The sequence below is a fragment of the Candidatus Desulfosporosinus nitrosoreducens genome (assembly GCF_030954495.1).
Classification (GTDB): Bacteria; Bacillota; Desulfitobacteriia; order Desulfitobacteriales; family Desulfitobacteriaceae; genus Desulfosporosinus; species Desulfosporosinus nitrosoreducens.
Map to the genome: position 1 here is coordinate 183,764 of NZ_JAVHUW010000082.1, position 16,862 is coordinate 200,625.

At 35.6% G+C, this 16,862-nt stretch carries 15 protein-coding genes; 14 read left to right on the forward strand and 1 reads right to left on the reverse strand.

Annotation, left to right across the window (positions count from 1 at the left end):
* Positions 1 to 156: 156 nt before the first annotated feature.
* The 6 genes from REC12_RS23630 (at position 157) to REC12_RS23655 (ending at position 7,964) form a co-directional block, all read left to right on the forward strand.
* The gene (locus tag REC12_RS23630; RefSeq protein ID WP_308898465.1) at positions 157 to 1,032 is read left to right on the forward strand and encodes a MurR/RpiR family transcriptional regulator; all 876 of its coding nucleotides are present in this window, start codon (positions 157 to 159) and stop codon (positions 1,030 to 1,032) included.
* Between the two features lie 622 nt (positions 1,033 to 1,654).
* A complete protein-coding gene (locus tag REC12_RS23635; RefSeq protein ID WP_308898467.1) occupies positions 1,655 to 3,082 on the forward strand; it encodes a uracil-xanthine permease family protein in 1,428 nt (475 codons plus the stop codon).
* Positions 3,083 to 3,271: 189 nt separating this feature from the next.
* Positions 3,272 to 4,045, forward strand: coding sequence for a sulfite exporter TauE/SafE family protein (locus REC12_RS23640; RefSeq protein ID WP_308898469.1), 774 nt, complete (start codon positions 3,272 to 3,274; stop codon positions 4,043 to 4,045).
* A gap of 5 nt (positions 4,046 to 4,050) precedes the next feature.
* Positions 4,051 to 5,364: an amidohydrolase family protein gene (locus tag REC12_RS23645; RefSeq protein WP_308898470.1), complete on the forward strand. Its 1,314-nt coding sequence runs from the start codon at positions 4,051 to 4,053 to the stop codon at positions 5,362 to 5,364.
* Positions 5,365 to 5,956: 592 nt separating this feature from the next.
* Positions 5,957 to 6,517 carry a sigma-70 family RNA polymerase sigma factor gene (locus REC12_RS23650; RefSeq protein WP_308898471.1) on the forward strand — a complete coding sequence of 187 codons (561 nt, stop codon included), beginning with the start codon at positions 5,957 to 5,959 and terminating at the stop codon, positions 6,515 to 6,517.
* Position 6,518: 1 nt separating this feature from the next.
* Positions 6,519 to 7,964, forward strand: a complete 1,446-nt coding sequence (locus REC12_RS23655; protein WP_308898472.1) for a DUF4179 domain-containing protein — start codon at positions 6,519 to 6,521, stop codon at positions 7,962 to 7,964.
* 386 nt (positions 7,965 to 8,350) lie between these two features.
* Here the strand turns inward: REC12_RS23655 and REC12_RS23660 are convergent, their stop codons facing one another.
* The gene (locus REC12_RS23660; protein ID WP_308898473.1) at positions 8,351 to 8,722 is read right to left on the reverse strand and encodes a VOC family protein; all 372 of its coding nucleotides are present in this window, start codon (positions 8,720 to 8,722) and stop codon (positions 8,351 to 8,353) included.
* A gap of 92 nt (positions 8,723 to 8,814) precedes the next feature.
* On the opposite strand from REC12_RS23660, the gene REC12_RS23665 reads away from it, so the two are divergent.
* The 8 genes from REC12_RS23665 to REC12_RS23700 all read left to right on the forward strand — a co-directional run bounded on the left by REC12_RS23665 (position 8,815) and on the right by REC12_RS23700 (position 16,092).
* Complete coding sequence (locus tag REC12_RS23665) at positions 8,815 to 9,510, forward strand: MBL fold metallo-hydrolase (RefSeq protein WP_308898474.1); 696 nt, start codon at positions 8,815 to 8,817, stop codon at positions 9,508 to 9,510.
* A gap of 1,005 nt (positions 9,511 to 10,515) precedes the next feature.
* Positions 10,516 to 10,890 carry a YccF domain-containing protein gene (locus REC12_RS23670; RefSeq protein WP_308898649.1) on the forward strand — a complete coding sequence of 125 codons (375 nt, stop codon included), beginning with the start codon at positions 10,516 to 10,518 and terminating at the stop codon, positions 10,888 to 10,890.
* A 189-nt stretch (positions 10,891 to 11,079) separates the two neighbouring features.
* On the forward strand, positions 11,080 to 11,412 hold the full coding sequence (locus REC12_RS23675; RefSeq protein ID WP_308898475.1) for a DUF6054 family protein: 333 nt from the start codon (positions 11,080 to 11,082) through the stop codon (positions 11,410 to 11,412).
* 546 nt (positions 11,413 to 11,958) lie between these two features.
* Positions 11,959 to 12,651 (forward strand): hypothetical protein, encoded by a 693-nt coding sequence (locus REC12_RS23680; RefSeq protein WP_308898476.1) that lies wholly within the window; start codon positions 11,959 to 11,961, stop codon positions 12,649 to 12,651.
* Positions 12,652 to 12,837: 186 nt separating this feature from the next.
* Positions 12,838 to 13,764, forward strand: a complete 927-nt coding sequence (locus tag REC12_RS23685) for a TIGR01777 family oxidoreductase (protein ID WP_308898477.1) — start codon at positions 12,838 to 12,840, stop codon at positions 13,762 to 13,764.
* 108 nt (positions 13,765 to 13,872) lie between these two features.
* Entirely contained in the window at positions 13,873 to 14,274 is a 402-nt protein-coding gene (locus REC12_RS23690; protein ID WP_308898479.1) for a DUF2500 domain-containing protein, read from the forward strand.
* Positions 14,275 to 15,098: 824 nt separating this feature from the next.
* Positions 15,099 to 15,575, forward strand: a complete 477-nt coding sequence (locus REC12_RS23695; RefSeq protein ID WP_308898480.1) for an NUDIX domain-containing protein — start codon at positions 15,099 to 15,101, stop codon at positions 15,573 to 15,575.
* A gap of 61 nt (positions 15,576 to 15,636) precedes the next feature.
* Positions 15,637 to 16,092, forward strand: coding sequence for a Uma2 family endonuclease (locus REC12_RS23700; protein WP_308898481.1), 456 nt, complete (start codon positions 15,637 to 15,639; stop codon positions 16,090 to 16,092).
* The last annotated feature ends 770 nt before the right edge of the window (positions 16,093 to 16,862 follow it).

Below are 16,862 nucleotides of genomic sequence, written 5' to 3' on the forward strand. Positions count from 1 at the left end.
TAAAAAAATGTAGAAAAAATACATTTATTACAGTATAATATTCTTATAAGTGAATATAAAATATTTTCATAAAATATAATTGCTCCATTAAGGACAAGCTGAGCTGCCTAATAAGTATTGAAGTATTTGTTAGACTTAAACAAGGAGTTGTAACCATTGGGGATAGACGGTAAGAAAGAGATAAATTTTGAAGTTGCCATGAGAGAAAATTATGATTTACTGACGAATATAGAAAAGAAAATCGTTGACTATATAATTAAAAATGAATCTGAGATTATTTGGTACACTCTCACTGATTTGGCTGAAAAAATAAGAGCAAGTGAAGCAGCCATAATTAGAACATGTAAGAAGCTGGGTTATACCGGATTTCAAGAATTTAAAATAAATATGGCCCTTTCTAAAATACATTCGCTTACTAAAGTAGAAAACGAAATAAAAGATATTGATAACGATGGCAGCATAAAAACGTTATCCGAAAAAGTCCGGCAAATGCATATTATTGCTATAAATGAGGTTTTTGCGAATCTTAACCATACAGAAATAGAAAACATTGCTAAGAAGTTGCTGGAAGCCAGATTTATTAATTTGTTTGCTTTTGGAGGAACATTGCCAATTGCTGTGGATCTGAATTATAAACTCTTCAGAATGGGCTTATCTTCTGCTGTCATTGTTGATCAACGAGAGCAGAGAATGAAAGCAGCATTAGCGAAACCTGGGGATGTTTTTTGGGGATTCAACTTTTCAGGTATGGGGGCTAACCTTTATGATATTCTGCTGTTAGCTCGCGAAAATGGGGCTACAATAATCTCCCTAACCAGCAATAAAAATTCACCTGTGGCTAAAATAAGTGATTATAAACTTTTGGGTGTAAATAATTGTGAAACCCTATTTACTGGAACAACGGATCGTTTAACTCAACTCGCCATTATCGATGTTCTCTTTTTGTATATTATTAACTTAAATAGCGGTGAGATTAGGTCAGCATTGGAAAAGACTCTAAATATTATTGCAGCTGATCAAAATAAGAGATAAGTATATTGAGAATTCAATTTTAATTAGGACTTTTTCCAGACAAAAATTTTTTAAAATTTTTAGAAGAAATAATTCATTTTTTATTATTATATTGGAGATAAAATTCTCATAGAAATAACTTATTGTGGTCTCTAGTTTCCTTAAAGAAATTAATAATTTCCGGATGGGGAACTTCAGTAAATAACCTAAAGGTGGTGGTAATCGGAACAATTGAATTAAATTGTCAGATGGTACAAATAGCAGTTACTTGTCACCCTCATTAATGAATTTAAGGATAGAAAAAAACGGAAAGGTCCGCCAATGATCCAAGTTTATCCGCTGACTAATCCGCTCTAAGACTCCCGCTTCGGCAAGCGGTGAGTTAAGAGCGGGCTAAGTCCCTGGATAAGTGCGACTAAGATTCAGATGGAGTTAAAACCCCACCTGAATCAAGTCTTCTTTAATTGGAACGTCTTAAGACAAAACATGTTTATTTTCTTCTCTGTGATTTATTATTTTGTGTGGTAACGTTGTTTCAAAGCCGAGGAAAATATAAAAGCCTAACGGGTGAAAAGTTAGGCGAATCAACAATTGTGAGATTTCGCAATTGCTTATAGATTAATAAACAAAGGAGGAGTAAGAAATGTCAAATTCAAATTATCTTGATGAAGTTAAGAACACACCCGCAGATGAAATGATGAGCATAGGTAAATTGTCTGTTTTGGGATTACAACAGGTGTTGGCAATGTTCGCAAGCTCAATTGCAATTCCGATTATTGTTTCGGGAGCATTAAAATTGCCTTTAAACGTGATGGCTATTTTGATTGCTTCATCATGTTTTGCAACTGGTATATGCACTGCTTTTCAATCGATTGGTTTAAAAAGATATTTAGGCATAAGATTACCCATTGTTTTAGGGTGTGGTATGGCATCTGTAGCACCAATTTTGCTCATAATTAATAATCTCTCATCTAATATCGCCGGAGGCGGCTCGGGCCTTTCAATTGATCAATCTGTGGCATTAAGAACTGTTTTTGGTGCCACAATTATAGCTGGTATAGTTGCTTTTTTAGTTGCTCCTATACTTGGAAGACTGTCTTCATTGTTTTCCAAAATTGTTATAGGGTGCTTACTATTAACGGTCGGTTCATCATTATTTAATGCTGCATTAAACAATATAGTTGGAGTTCCTAATACACCTAGTTATGGTAATGCCCAAAATATTTGGATAGCTCTTATTACATTACTGGCAATTGTGTTACTATATAGATTCGTAAATCAAAAATTAAGAAGTGTCGCTATATTGTTCGGGATATTAATTGGCTTTGTAGTGTCTATCTTTGCTGGAATTGTAAATTTTGCTCCTGTAATTAATGCCGGATGGATTGGATTGCCTCAGCCTTTCAAATTTGGAGCCCCTATTTTCACAAACATTAACGCCGATCTCTTGCTTATAATTGTTTCCTTAATCAACTCAATCGAAGCTATCGGCTGTTTCAGTGTAGTATCAAACTTATGCGGATCACCTATGCCGACTAAAAGAATGATTAGTGGTTTAAGAGCAGAAGGTATATGTGTTGCATTTTCAGGTATGTTTAATTCTTTCTCCCTAACATCATTTTCTTCAAATATAGGAATTTTATTGCTGTCAGGAATACGCTCAAGATGGACAACTTTCGTAGGCGGTATTATTTTAGTAGCCTTTGGATTAATTCCTAAAACAGCAGCTTTTATTACTATAATCCCAAGTTGTGTGCTTGGCGCAGGTATTTTAGCAATTTGTGGCTCCGTTTTGGTAGCTGGCATTATCAATTTAAAACAAGTTAATTTAGATTATTATGGAAACGTAATAACCATAGCTATCTCTGTAGGAGTAGGTGTTGCATTTAATGGAAAACAAGCAGCTTTATCACAGATGCCAACTTTTGTGAAAGATATTTTGCCAGGTGGTGTAATATGTACAGTGATTATTGCTGTGTTGCTTAACTTGCTCTTCAATTTTAAAGAAATAAAGGAAAATTTTAAAGCATTAAATGCAAAAGAAAAATTAAGCGTGGAAAAAGCTATCTAAAGATAAGTACCTCTCGAAAAGGATTTTGCTGCCCCTTTGGAAATCACAGATAAAGGAATTCTTTAAAGGGTTGTTGTGGAGTTTGCTTGTTTGGTCACTTCTGAATTCCCACAAAATCCTAATGAATTCCTTTTTGTTTCGGGGTGTTTTGAGACAAAAGTTCCTTAGTTTTTCAGGGGAATATGGGTAATGGGGGTTGCAATGAATACTATTATTGTTGTTAATATCATAATCGGATTCTTACTTGGAAGTACAAGTGTTTCTGGATTTTTACTTCCAATATTTTATCATGAAAGCTTAAAATTGAACGCTTCCGCTACCCTTTCAGTCAGCTTTTTTGTTTTTTTTATTGCAGGGATTATTGCTTCGTATATTTATTATAAAAAAGGTGATTTAGACTTAAAATTGTCATGTGTGATGGGAATTGGAAGTTTTGTTGGGGCTATCATAGGAGTTTTCTTAAATTCGCTTATTCCTGAACGTATAGTTATAGTAATATTATATGTTGTTGTTCTTCTATCAGGAATATCTATTATTGTAAGAACATACACAAGTCCTAAAAGCCAAAGAAATGATTCACCTAATAAGATATTATCAAACAATATATTTGTTGTAACCTTTGGTTTATTAACAAGCATAATATGTTCATTTTCCGGAGCAGGTGGTCCAGTTTTAGTTATGCCGTTATTGGTTGCGTTAGGGTTAAATGCTCGTGTTGCCATTGGAGTTGCGTTGTTTGATTCAGTATTTATCGCGCTTCCGGCTTTTGTAGGATATACATTAAAATCCAATACCCATTCAATTATGTATTTGTTTATCTTAAGTAGTATAGCTCTTTCTATTGGAGTAGTATCCGGAAGTCTCGTTGTAAATAAAATTCCTCAAAAACCATTAAAATTAGCAATTGCAATATTTCCGATTGCAATTGCTATATGGAAACTATTTCAACTTCAAAAGGGGTAGAAAATATGAACTGTGATATCTTAATTAAGAATACAAGTTTTTTAAACGAAAATTTTGCTATTGTAAAAGGTAAAAATATTGCCATAAATAATGGGAAAATCGAATCAATATTTGATTGCCTGGAAAACGACTATACATCTGATAATTTTATAGACGGTAAAGATATTGTATGGATGCCAGGTCTGGTTGATGGACACTTGCATACAAGCCAACAACTTTTAAGAGGTAGACTATTAGATGAACGTCCTGTTATTTGGAAAAGAATAAACATTCCTCACGAAAGCAAATTGACGGAGGAAGGATCAGAATTAAGTTCCAAAATTGCAGCTTTGGAAATGATTAAAAGCGGAACAACTGGTTTTGTAGATATTGGCGGCAAATATGTTGAAAACTTTGCATCTGTTTACGAAAAGTCTGGTTTACGTTGTGCACTCACATATATGACAAATGACAATCCCTTTGCCCCAGAATCATTAAGAACTACTGTAACAGAAGGAATAGATAGGCTTATCGATCTCTACAATAAGTATGAAAATAAACATAAGCGAATGAAAGTCTTTTTTTCGGTACCTTCATTAACAGTAGCATCTGAAGAAATGATAACAGCGGTTTTTTCTGAAGCAAAAAAAAGAGATATCCCTGTTGAAACGCATATGAATGAATATAGCAGTGAAGTATTTGAGTTTATAGAAAAATATCAACTAAGACCATTTGAATATTTGGAGAAAAATAATCTAATTGGGAAGTTTATAGCAGCACATTGTATTTTTCTTTCTGAAACAGAAATCGAAATAATTAAAAATCACGATGTTAAAGTTATACATTGTCCATTTAGTAATAGTGCTAAAGGAGTGCCAAGAACACCGCAATTACTTGCTAATAATATATCTGTAGGATTTGGCACAGATGGTAGCGGTCATGGTGGATTAGATTTATTTAAAGATATGAGATTATTCAGAGGAATTATGAATGCGGTTATTGGAACAGGAAGTGCCGATTATCAAATTATGCCATCAAAAACTCTTTTAAAAATTGCCACCCAAGGTGGATCAAATTCCTTGTTTTCAGACAATATCGGCAAACTTAAAGAAGGCTACTTTGCTGATTTGATAGGTATTGATTTGATGCAGCCACATATTTACCCAACGCAAAATTTAGTTAATTCACTGGTTGAAAGTGTTTGCGGAAATGATGTAAAGCATATGATTGTACATGGTAATTTGATTATGAAAAACCGGGAAATCGTAACGATGGATGAAGAAAAAATATTATATGAAATGAAAAAGTTTATTGAGGATGGCAAATTAGAGGTGTTTTAATAGGAAAGCGAGAAAAGACTAGCCAATAATTTTTGTTTTCAGATGACCAATTCAAAAGGCTGATTCCCAAAACAGTATAAATAAGCACATCAAATACGTTGCAAGTGAAGGATTTTTTAATAACGATAAATTCGCCCAGATTTTCATTGGCTGAAGATCTGGGCGAATTTTTATGTCAGTTTTTATGTCAGGCTATTTTTCCACCGCTTATCACTAAAAAACATAGGCATACGCAGGTTTGAGGGGATATTGATCCAAGATTAATTTCAATTTCGAAATAAAGGAGTTTTCTACCTGATTATTTAATAGAAACTGAAATCAATTAGACACTCTATTATACGTCTAGATAAGGTTTAACAATGGCCGCGGTTTTGCGGTTTAAATATTTTTACTAAATTTTGCCCCCAAAAATCTTAATTTGGTGAGCCTGTTTACGGAATTGAGTCAAGAAGTTGTTCATGTGGACTTGTAATTCTGAGATTTTCATAACCATATTTATTTTATAAATCAACAATAATTTTGTCAGATAATTACTTGTTCTTTCGTATTAGAAAGTGAGAAGTTTCTTAACTGAAAAGAGGGAGGTTAAAGGGTGGAATTAAATGAAACTAACTTTATCCTGAAAATGAAAAAGAGAGAGAGTAGGGCTTTGGAATTTGTAGTTGACAGTTATAGCAATCTGGTTTTTAAAGTTGTACGTAGTGTTTTGAATACAAGTTTCTACTCTCAACATATTGAAGAATGTGTTAATGAAGTTTTTTGGTCAGTGTGGAACAATATTCAAAGTTTTGACGAGAGTAAAGGTAATTTTAAATATTGGATTACTGCGGTAACGAAATACAAAGCGATTGACTTCAAAAGAAAGCTATTGAAACTAAATACTACGGAATGTATTCATGATTTTACTTTCTCTAACGAAGAAAGTACGGAAAACATAGTAATTTCCAAGGAAAACAGAGAAGAACTATTAATGGCAATATCTGATATGAAAGATGAGGATCGAGAAATATTCATCAGAAGATATTTCTTGTTTGAAGAAATTGAAAGTATAGCTAAAACCTTTCATGTTGATAGAAATTTAGTTGATAAAAGGCTTTCAAGAGGACGCAAGTTTTTAAAAGGAAAGCTTATTTCTTTGAAAGGAGAGATATAAGATGAATTACAAAGATTTTAATCTTGAGGAAAAAGATATCTTTAAGTTATTTAATCAAGTAAGCTTTGAGGAAAACGAAAGTGAGTTAAATGATCTAGATTGTGATGAAATATCACAGTTTCAAAAAGAAAAGATTAAAAAACATTTAAATAAAAGGATTAAAGGCAATTTTAGTTTGAGATTATTTAAATATTGTTCTACGGCGGTTGCCGTTGGGTTAGTGTGCTTAATTGGAATCGGCACAGCTTATCCTGCCTTTGCAGAAAATGTTCCTATCTTGAACTCGATCAGCCAAGCTCTTAATAGCCAATTTGGATATCAGGGAAATTATGCTGAATACTCTCAAATGATCAATAAAAGTGTAACGGATAATGGGATAACAGTAACAATAAATGAAGCCCTTGCGGATAATTCAAAATTGATTATAGGATATACAATAAAAAGTGCTAAAAAAATTAATGATTTAGAGGTACTAGGGATTTCCAGATTCTTAAAGATAAATGGAAAAGTTGTTTCAGGAGAAGGCAGTGGTATGGGGAATTATCAAGACGACAATACTTATGTGGGCAGTGAAGAATTTCACACTAACTTGCCCCAAAACTCAGATAGATTTAATGTCGATTTTGATATCAATGACATCAAGGGCATAAAAGGGAAATGGGATTTTGCCTTCAGTGTGTCTAAGGACGAATTAACTAAACATAGCACTGTATTTAACCCTGAAAAAGTAGTTGATTTTCCAGATAGTAAGGTGACTATCGACAAAGTAGTCTTTTCACCAATTGATACAGCTATTTTGCTCAGCGGAAATTATACGGATAAAAATAGACAATTAAAAGATAGTATCTTTGATTATAATTACTGGCTCGCTTTTGATGATGAGGGAGTAGAGCTAATACCGAAAGGTATTGGCGGAGGAAGCAGTAACTTAACAACGCAGACTTTCCACAGTGAAATGGATTATGAGACTATGAAAAATATACCTAAATATTTAACCATTGTGCCCTGTAAGATTATCCCTTCAGCCGGAGGCGGTGTGAAGATGGATGCGGATGGTAAGGAAGCAAAGCAAAATGTTGAAACTGAGAAGCCTGTAGAAATAAACAAAGTAATTGATGGAGTATATCCTATTGAACTTCCCCAAGGTGGATTTGGGAAGCTGATTATTAATGAAATCAATACAGAAAATGACACTACCACTATTAATTTCACAGCAGAAGGTAAAGCCCCTTATTTTCAGGCAACTGAATTTTTTCTCAAAGATAATACTGGGGAAATATTGATCCCTAAAACCTATGTTAAACGGAAAGACAAACAGAACCCCAACGAATTCACAATTGCTTTTACAGCATTAGATCCAAACAAGAAATATACTGTTAGCACAACAGCGCTAAATAATGTGGAATTGAGAGAAGATTTGAAATTTAAGATTGAGCTAAACAACTAACGGTTAAAATCGAAAAATTGGTAAAAGCATCAACCACTGAGGTCAAGGGATGTAAAAATCTCGTTGACCTAACGATTACGGATACTTAAGTCCGATCCTCATGTTGGATGGGTCCTGATGCAAAAAAGTTCTAGTAATGTAGATACAGATTTGGATCGATTAGAGAACAGTCAAGATGAACAATTAATGTGCTTGCAAAGTCGATGTTTTGGCAACTCCAGACACTTCGATGTGACATCATTGTTATTTCAATACGGTAACATCAACCCATGCGTTACTTCTATTGAAGGTTTATGTAATAAAAAATAGACCAAGAATCCCTGGAGGAGACATATCATATAAGCCTGCCAAGGATTCTTGGTTATTATAATCCTCGATAGAGAGAATTATTTTACTGCAGGGATAATCTCCAGCCAATAATTATCCGGATCATTAATGAAGTAGATGCCCATTTCTTTATTCTCGTAGCAGATGCAGCCCATAGTCTTATGGTGTGCATAGGCGGCCTCAAAATCATTGACCTTAAAAGCTAGGTGGAATTCATTTTCTCCTAAGTTATAGGGTGTAGTTCTTTCCTTTAACCAGGTTAGCTCTAAGCTGTGGGGAGTGACCCCGTCGCCGAGATAAACGAGAATAAAGTTGCCATCCGGCTGCCGGTACCTTTTCACCTCTTTCAGGCCTAGGGCTTCCTTGTAGAACTCTAGGCTTTTTTCCAGATTAAGGACATTGAGGTTGTTATGGTCAAAGCGAAACTCCATGTAAAATCTTCCTCCTCTACTAAGTGTTTTCTTCCGCTAGACTAATTTTCCAGTATCCATAATTATTGTATAATCGTTAAGAGGTGATAACAATGGAGACACCAACGATTCGAATTAAATATTTATATCACAGTGGTTTTCTGGTGGAAACGGATCTGCATCTGCTGATATTTGATTATTATCAAGGTGCTGTTCAACCAATAATTAAAGAAAGTCCCAAAAAGATTGTGGTTTTTTGTTACCACAGCCACCCCGACCATTATAATCCGGCGATTCTGGAATGGCAAAAGGATCGAGTGGATATTCAGGATGTCTTTAGTCGGGAAAATATCATTTCCCAATCAGCCAAAAACATCAATTATCTGTCGCCTTATGAGGAACTGGAACTGGGTGACCTAAAAGTTAAGGCCTTTAATTCTACGGATATCGGCGTTTCATTTCTGGTCCAAGCGGATGGGATGCGCATCTTTCATGCCGGAGATCTGAATTGGTGGTATTGGATTGATACTCCGGAGGAGATGGCTAAAGCTGAACGAGATTTTAAGGCTGAGGTCCAACACCTGAAGGGAGAGATCATAGATATTGCCTTCTTCCCCGTGGACCCAAGGCTGGAGGAAAACTACGGTGCAGGGGGTGAGTACTTCATCCGGGAGCTTAAACCGAAGATTTTTGTTCCCATGCACTTCGGGGACAGTCCTGAAATCACAAGGAGATTCAGGGAAAAAATGCAAGGCTCCCTAACTAGGATTGCTGAACTAACCCAGATAGGGCAGGAGTTAGTAATTTAACCTTAATAAAAGAAAGAGAGTGTGGTGGGCAATACTGGTGGTTTTGCGTCTACTTTAATGTTATGAGATAATTAAGTTACGAGATAATTAAACCCAAAGGAAGTGGTGTAATGGGTAAAGTTATTGACGGGATAACCTACGTGCATTCAGAGGAAGATAACTCTAGCAGTTCATTTATGGATACCTATTTTGTTACTGCAAATGAGTCGGGGCGGTTAAAGAAAATGTGGACATGGTTAACTCTAATCTTCTTTTTGATAGGATCAACCATATCAATCTTAAGTTTTTTATTGAGGTAAGTCGGCAATCTATCTGGTGGACCGATCCGGATAGGGAGCGCCAGTTGGTCGAACGACTTAGAAACCACGGCGTTGATGTTGTGCCAGATAAATGGGAACTTAAGGAAGGTTGAGATAAATATACTTTCATGGAGCTTAAATACATATCCTGATGAATGCCCAAACGGAAGTGAAAAGAAGATAAAAAAACCGTTGCCTGTCTTGAGGTTACAGCCTTAACATTCCTTTCCCAAGAAGAGCCGGTTAAGGTTGTCCCAAAATCGACAACGTTGTCGATTTTGGGACAACCTCTGCATGGTTCTCACACTTCCGGGCTTAGTCACATATTCTGGAAATATAGCGCTGAAATGGGCGGACAATAATATGAATGATTTTACCTTAGATCGGATGCCACCTGTTATTGCGGTTGAAATAAACACGCTTAAATCCCGGACCGGAAAAATCCATTACACACCAAAACATGGGTAGCTGGTTGAATATTGTTGAAATTGAACTCGGCGTGATGACTCGTCAATGCTTGGGTCGTAGAATTCCGTCTTTAAAGCTCCTTCGTGATGAATTAACAGTATGGGAATCTACAAGGAATAACCCCAAAAAGGTGTTGATTGGCAATTTACAACTAATGCTGCACGAATTAAGCTTAAGCGACTCGATCCACAGTTTAAAAGTTGACAGTGTACTAGGCTGGTATGAGTGGGGGATAACAATGAATATTATTGGCAATATTATTTGGCTTTTATGCGGCGGATTAATAGCTTGTATTGCCTGGTGTATTTCAGGACTGATTTTGTGCATTACGATTATCGGGATACCATTTGGCGTGCAATGTTTCAAGATTGTGTTATTTGTATTGTGGCCCTTTGGAAAAGAGATAGAACTTGGCAACTTCGGAGCAGGGGGATTATTTTTAAATATAATATGGCTGATCGTTTTTGGCTGGGGGTTTGCTGTAGCTCATTTAATTATTGGTATACTTTTTTGTATAACGATTATCGGTATTCCGTTTGGACTCCAACATTTTAAATTTGCTAAACTTGGACTCATACCATTTGGGGCGAGAATTTACTATTCTGCAAACTGAAACATCCTGTCACTCATCTATGTGAAATTATCATGTCTACCCGCGCCGCCAGACTAACACAAGAAGAAATAGCCCGCCGCGTATAAAGGCTAGCTGGAGGTCGAGGGGTGTGAATAAGAAGATTGGTTGAGAAAAAGTTTACAAGATAACTTGAAAATAGTGACTTTCATTTCAAAGGAGGGGCAAAAAATGAGTACATATAATTTTAAAATAAGCATTTCTCCAATTGAAGCATTGGATTTGGTCAAGCAGAATGAAAATGCAGAACTTGTACATGAGGAAACTCATGATTTGGGTAACGGGATTTACATTGGGACATTAATATTTGAAAAATATTACATGAGGGTGAATAATAGGGTGGCACTCGTCGTAATAATTGACAATATTCATGGACAAACGGATGTCAGGTCGATAGCTACCGGCAGTTCAGAAAGCATGATTTTTAATTTTGACTGGGGTGCGGCTGATTCTTTTGCCAACAGTGTACAAGACATCCTTAGTGATTATATTATTTCATCATAGTAATCCAGAGTATCAATTCCGCCTCCAGCCCTGATATTCGATCATTCCCGCCCACCCAGCATCCCGCTAAGCTCAAGAAGGCGCCCAGATAAGTCTGGCCAGTTGTTGAGTACTAGTCAAAATATTTTAAGCTAATTGCCCATTGGTAAATCTCGGTGAACAAGGCTCCGGAATGCTCCCGAATACTGATGAACAAACCTTACAGGGTTTAGTGCAACGTTTAGATCCATTTACAAAGTCCAATACACGCTAAGGACAGGCGCAATGTTTTCTATCTGCGTTCGAGGGTACATGTTTAGTTGATAGTCACCAGATTGTTCCAATAACTATGGAATGGTCTGGTTTTCTTGTAAATAATTTAAAGATTAACAGGAATTTAATTAATGACTGTCGAAATATTCCCTCAACAAGGAGGAGAAATTTTAGATATGAAAGAGGAATTACGCGGCATAAATTCTTAAACGTTAGATGCATATAGTTCATATAGGGGTATTCTATTGGATTGAGCATATTATGGCTTAAAAATATAAAAAGTGGTGGAGATATTTGAAAAACACAAAGCATGGAATAATCGGTGGATTACTAATTTTTGCCTCGATATTAATAGGTACTAGAACAGAAACAGGGTTTTCATTAGGAGATAAGCTCTTCTTAGCACTAGGGATAGCTCCATGGACAAATGGACAAACAGGAGGAATACATTTACCATTTTTTATAGTATTTGCGTTGTTTATTATTGGATGCCTTGAAGCAAGAAGGGTATTGAGTGTGGGCCAAACGTTATTACTCTTAGCCATTTTATTGCTGTTAGCTCCACCGGTTCTATCTTCAATAAAACCACTTTACTATATGACGCAAAACGGCTTAAACGCTATTGAATATGACACAAGAAACAGTCATTTTCAAATTTATAGCGAAAACGATAATCAAAATATTGATGTACTTGCATCGATTACACTTAGCAACTATGGGAAAGATACAATCCAATTTGGCCTGAAAATACCTCCGAATCAAGGATTATTGGATTGGCCTCATAAGGATTTGATCTTGAAAGCAGAAACAAATTCTCAAGAACAAGAGAGTTTCATATTATATCCAGGAGAAACAAAAACATTTTTGTCATTAACAGTATTTCCAAGCAATATTGAAAACAATGGCGAGGGTCAAGGAACATTCAATGGACCTAACCTAATCTTGTTTAAGAATAATGAAAGCAGATTAGTTGGATTTAATCTCTGAACAGATTTCGTATTGAGAAACGGCTGAGCGACATAAAATGAGCGGTATAACGAATACCGCTCTGATTCTTGGGGAATTGGTCGGCCGAAACCAAATTCGAATGCGCATCCGAATTTGGTTTCGGCCGTTTGATTTTACCTTACCTTTAATAATAAATCTTAAACGATAAAATTATGGAGGTGCGGGATGAAAGTAGGGATCTTTGGCGGAACAGGCTTTATTGGGCGAAATCTTACCACTGAATTGCTGGCAAATGGATATCAGGTAAGTGTAGTAACAAGGAATAGTGTGGAATCTATAACTAAGGCAGAAAATAGAGTCCGGATGATCAGGTGGTCCGATGAGTCGCCTTTAGCCTTTCTAAGCGAATTGGAAGATGCTGACGCAATCATAAACCTTGCGGGAGAGTCAATCGGAAATCGGCGTTGGACGGATGCGGTTAAGAAAGAAATCTTGAACAGCAGGATTAAGACTACTAAAGCGATTGTTTCAGCTATAAATAGCCGGGCCATTCTGCCGAAAGCTTTAATTAATGCTTCTGCGGTCGGGTATTATGGCCCTCACAAAGATGAGGAAATAACTGAGGCGGAAGAAGCAGGAGAAGATTTTTTAGCTCAGGTATGCAGAGAGTGGGAGAAAGAAGCGTATAAAGTTCAGCCCAATTTGACTAGGGTGGCAACGATAAGGATTGGTGTGGTATTAGGAAATGAAGGGGCGTTGAACAGAATGGCAATGCCCTTCAGATTTTATCTTGGCGGTCCGTTGGGAACGGGAGAGCAATGGCTCTCGTGGATACATATTAAAGATTTAACAAGGATAATTTCAATTTCTACTGAATATGGTAAAACAATAAACCTTCCGGACATTAAGAGACTGCAGTTAAAAAATGATCTTCCTCAAGGTCTGAAAAAAGTTGTTGGTATTAATTTGGGGACAATTCTCAAAGGAAATTTTACTTCAAAAGATGGCGATTTAACAGTTTATATTGATACAGCACATCCGCCATTTATTTTTCTTAGTACCACAACCGGACTAATTATCATTAACGATCGGACAAAAACCGATACTCAGTCCCTATACAACCAATTAGAAACCAAGATAAAGCAAAAATAACCAAATAGGGCTTCAATATACATATAACAGAAGGTTTGCAACGCCGGAGAGACGTTATTCGAAACTGCTGGGTTTGGACAGCAAAGAGCTTACATGGGGGGGAATAGGGTGTTTAATACTGGTCCAGCCGACTTAATGTTTTCATTAGTACCAATGTTTATATTTGTGATTTTTATCCTAGTTTTTGGTTTAATCATTTTCGGTGTCATAAAAAGTATTGGCCAATGGAGATATAACAACTCACAACCAATATTAAGTGTAGTTGCTAAGGTTACATCAAAGAGAACCCATACAACAAGTACTATTCACAATAGTGCTGGGGAAACTGGAATACATCACAGTCAATCTAATACTACATATTTTGTTACATTTGAGGTTGAAAGCGGAGATCGAATAGAATTTATGGTAGACGGTCATGAATATGGACAACTTGCTGATAATGACATCGGAAAACTTAAGTTTCAAGGTACTCGGTTCTTGAGCTTTGCCAGAAGTAATTTAGGCATATAAAACTTACATGGGCATTCCTTTGGGTTGTTATTTTGGGGAAGCAATTCTTGCACCGGCCATATCGTAAACAGGAGTTCCGGAGGAAAAATTAAACAAACTCTCTAATTTAAAAAAAATCATGAATTAATGCTGGAATTTCCCATATATTTCCTTGGTAATGTCAATATCTTCTTTGTTGAATAATTTAAGGATATCATTATCAGGAAATATACTTTCTGTGTCATCTGAAACAGGGCAATAAGATATAAAATATTCTTGCTGTGGTATCTTAATCTTATAATCTTTTCCATTCAATGTTATTTTTACATGAAAAATGTCACTTCCATATTCAGTAAAGTCCATTTTATATTTTGCATTTATGCCTTTACTTAATACTGCATCGCCTATACCTGAAAAGCTATTACTTATAAATAAAACATATTCTTTATTATCAACATAAATTGTTTGTTTAATGTAATATTTTCGATAATTACTGAATTTTTATTAATAAATCGCATAATGCCATCTTCTAATTGTTTGCCGTTATCGTTAATTGAAAACGTTTTATTATAATTGAAAATTATTATACAGACAATGATTAATATGATTGCTATAATAAAAGAGGCTTTTTTCACAACACACTCTACCTTTTCATGTGAATTATTTTTATTACATTATAAAGTAATTGAGCTTATTTGCACAACGAAATTATTTTAGTGTGAAAGTTAAACTATAGGACATCCCATAGTTTTGATTCTTATAAGATATTCTATATCTTATAAGAAAATTAAAGAATAATGCTGAAAGAGTACTATGGTACTTGTAGTATAGAAAGGATTTTTACCATGACCTTTAGAGTAAGAGCAGCAGCAATAATATTTAATGCGAGGGGAGAGCTTCTTCTCGTATTTCACAGGAGTCCAATTACAGGTGACGAATGGTGGACTCTTCCTGGAGGCGGGCTAGAAGATAATGAAAACGCACTCGAAGCACTAGTAAGAGAAGTGAAGGAAGAGTGTGGCGTAGAATGTAAACCCGGGAGATTAGTTTATGTGAGAGAGTTTTTAGAAAGTACTGAGAAGGGTGTTCACCATGTTGAACTATTCTTTACCGCAGAAGTAGATACCTATGATATAGTTACAGGCTTTGATCCGGAGTTTGCAGAACAATATATAATTGAATCGCGTTTTTTGAGCAAGAAAGAGATTGTAAGTTCAAATACTAAAGTCTACCCAGAGATATTAAATGATAGGTTTTGGAATGACCTACGGACTGGATTTATTGGACATGACGTCTATCTAGGAATAAAGCAGATGATCTAGGTATTTTTTCCTCTCCTTGTCAAGGATATGTTGATAACGGATACATGTAAGGAGTGATTTTATGCCTTTACCGGAATCAAAGGGGAAATATACTTATGCCGATTACCTAACTTGGCCGGAAGAAGGTGAACGGTGGGAAATCATCGACGGAGTGCCCTATATGCAAGCAGCACCCACCTGGCAGCATCAAGCAATATCCGGTAATATATTTGGCCAATTCTTCGAGTATTTGAAAGGTAAACCCTGGCAGGTTTTTGCTGCTCCTTTTGACTTAATTGAAATAACTTCACCGTCCACTGGAAAAATGGATCGGCTTATTAAATACAATAAATATGAAAAAGCTGGGGTAAAAGAATACTGGATTGTTGAACCGGAGACAAAGATCGTGAGTGTATTCGTGCTACAGGACAATAACAGATATGGTAGGCTGGAAGTTTACGCCGAAGAGGATAAAATTAACATAAGTATTTTCCCGGATCTCTTTATAGATTTAAAGCCAGTTTTCACAGGTATTTAATTATACGGAAAAAGTCAGATTTCCTGTGAGCTAAAGAATTTTCATCACGATATAGCTTGATGCTGGAATGCCGAGATATAAGGCATCCCTGTTGCAAAACAAATTAAATTTATTGGCTCAAACGAGAGCAACTGTTTAGACGGTAGTTATTTAAATTATTATTTGAGTCCGATAATAGATATTATGTAAAGTAGAGTATAATTTTTGGCGGTTAGACTAAAATAGCCTGAAAATCCTGGTACGGATTTTTACAAGCTGATTTATCCGTATCAGCGATTTTTTAAGCTTTCGGTATTTAATCCAATTATCAGTATTACATGTCGGTTAGATAAATTCAGTTGATAACTGCTACTATTTTTGGCTTTCAAGTTTGATATCCTCTAGATTAAGCTCCAGTTTGGACATTACTATTCAATTGAACTCGTTTATAAGGTTTACGATAACCGTCATGAAAAACTAGCCTCTAGGAGCCTCTGTAAGGCTTTAGAAATTGATGCTTAATATGATTAGGCTAATCCAAGTAAACTATGGCTACAGGAGCCATTTAAAGTCTTGAATATTTATCGATATATACGAACGAGTCAGTTTTCAGGTGCTAAATTTGGAATTCTAAAAGATTCAATTGATGCTTTACTAATCGAATTACGTTTTTAATAGATATTTGAGCCATGTAATTAGCTCATTAGAGATATTGACCTAACGACATGCTTTATTAGCCTCTATTAACTATGCACTAAATTTCTATTTAGTGCATAGTTAATAGTTCTCAC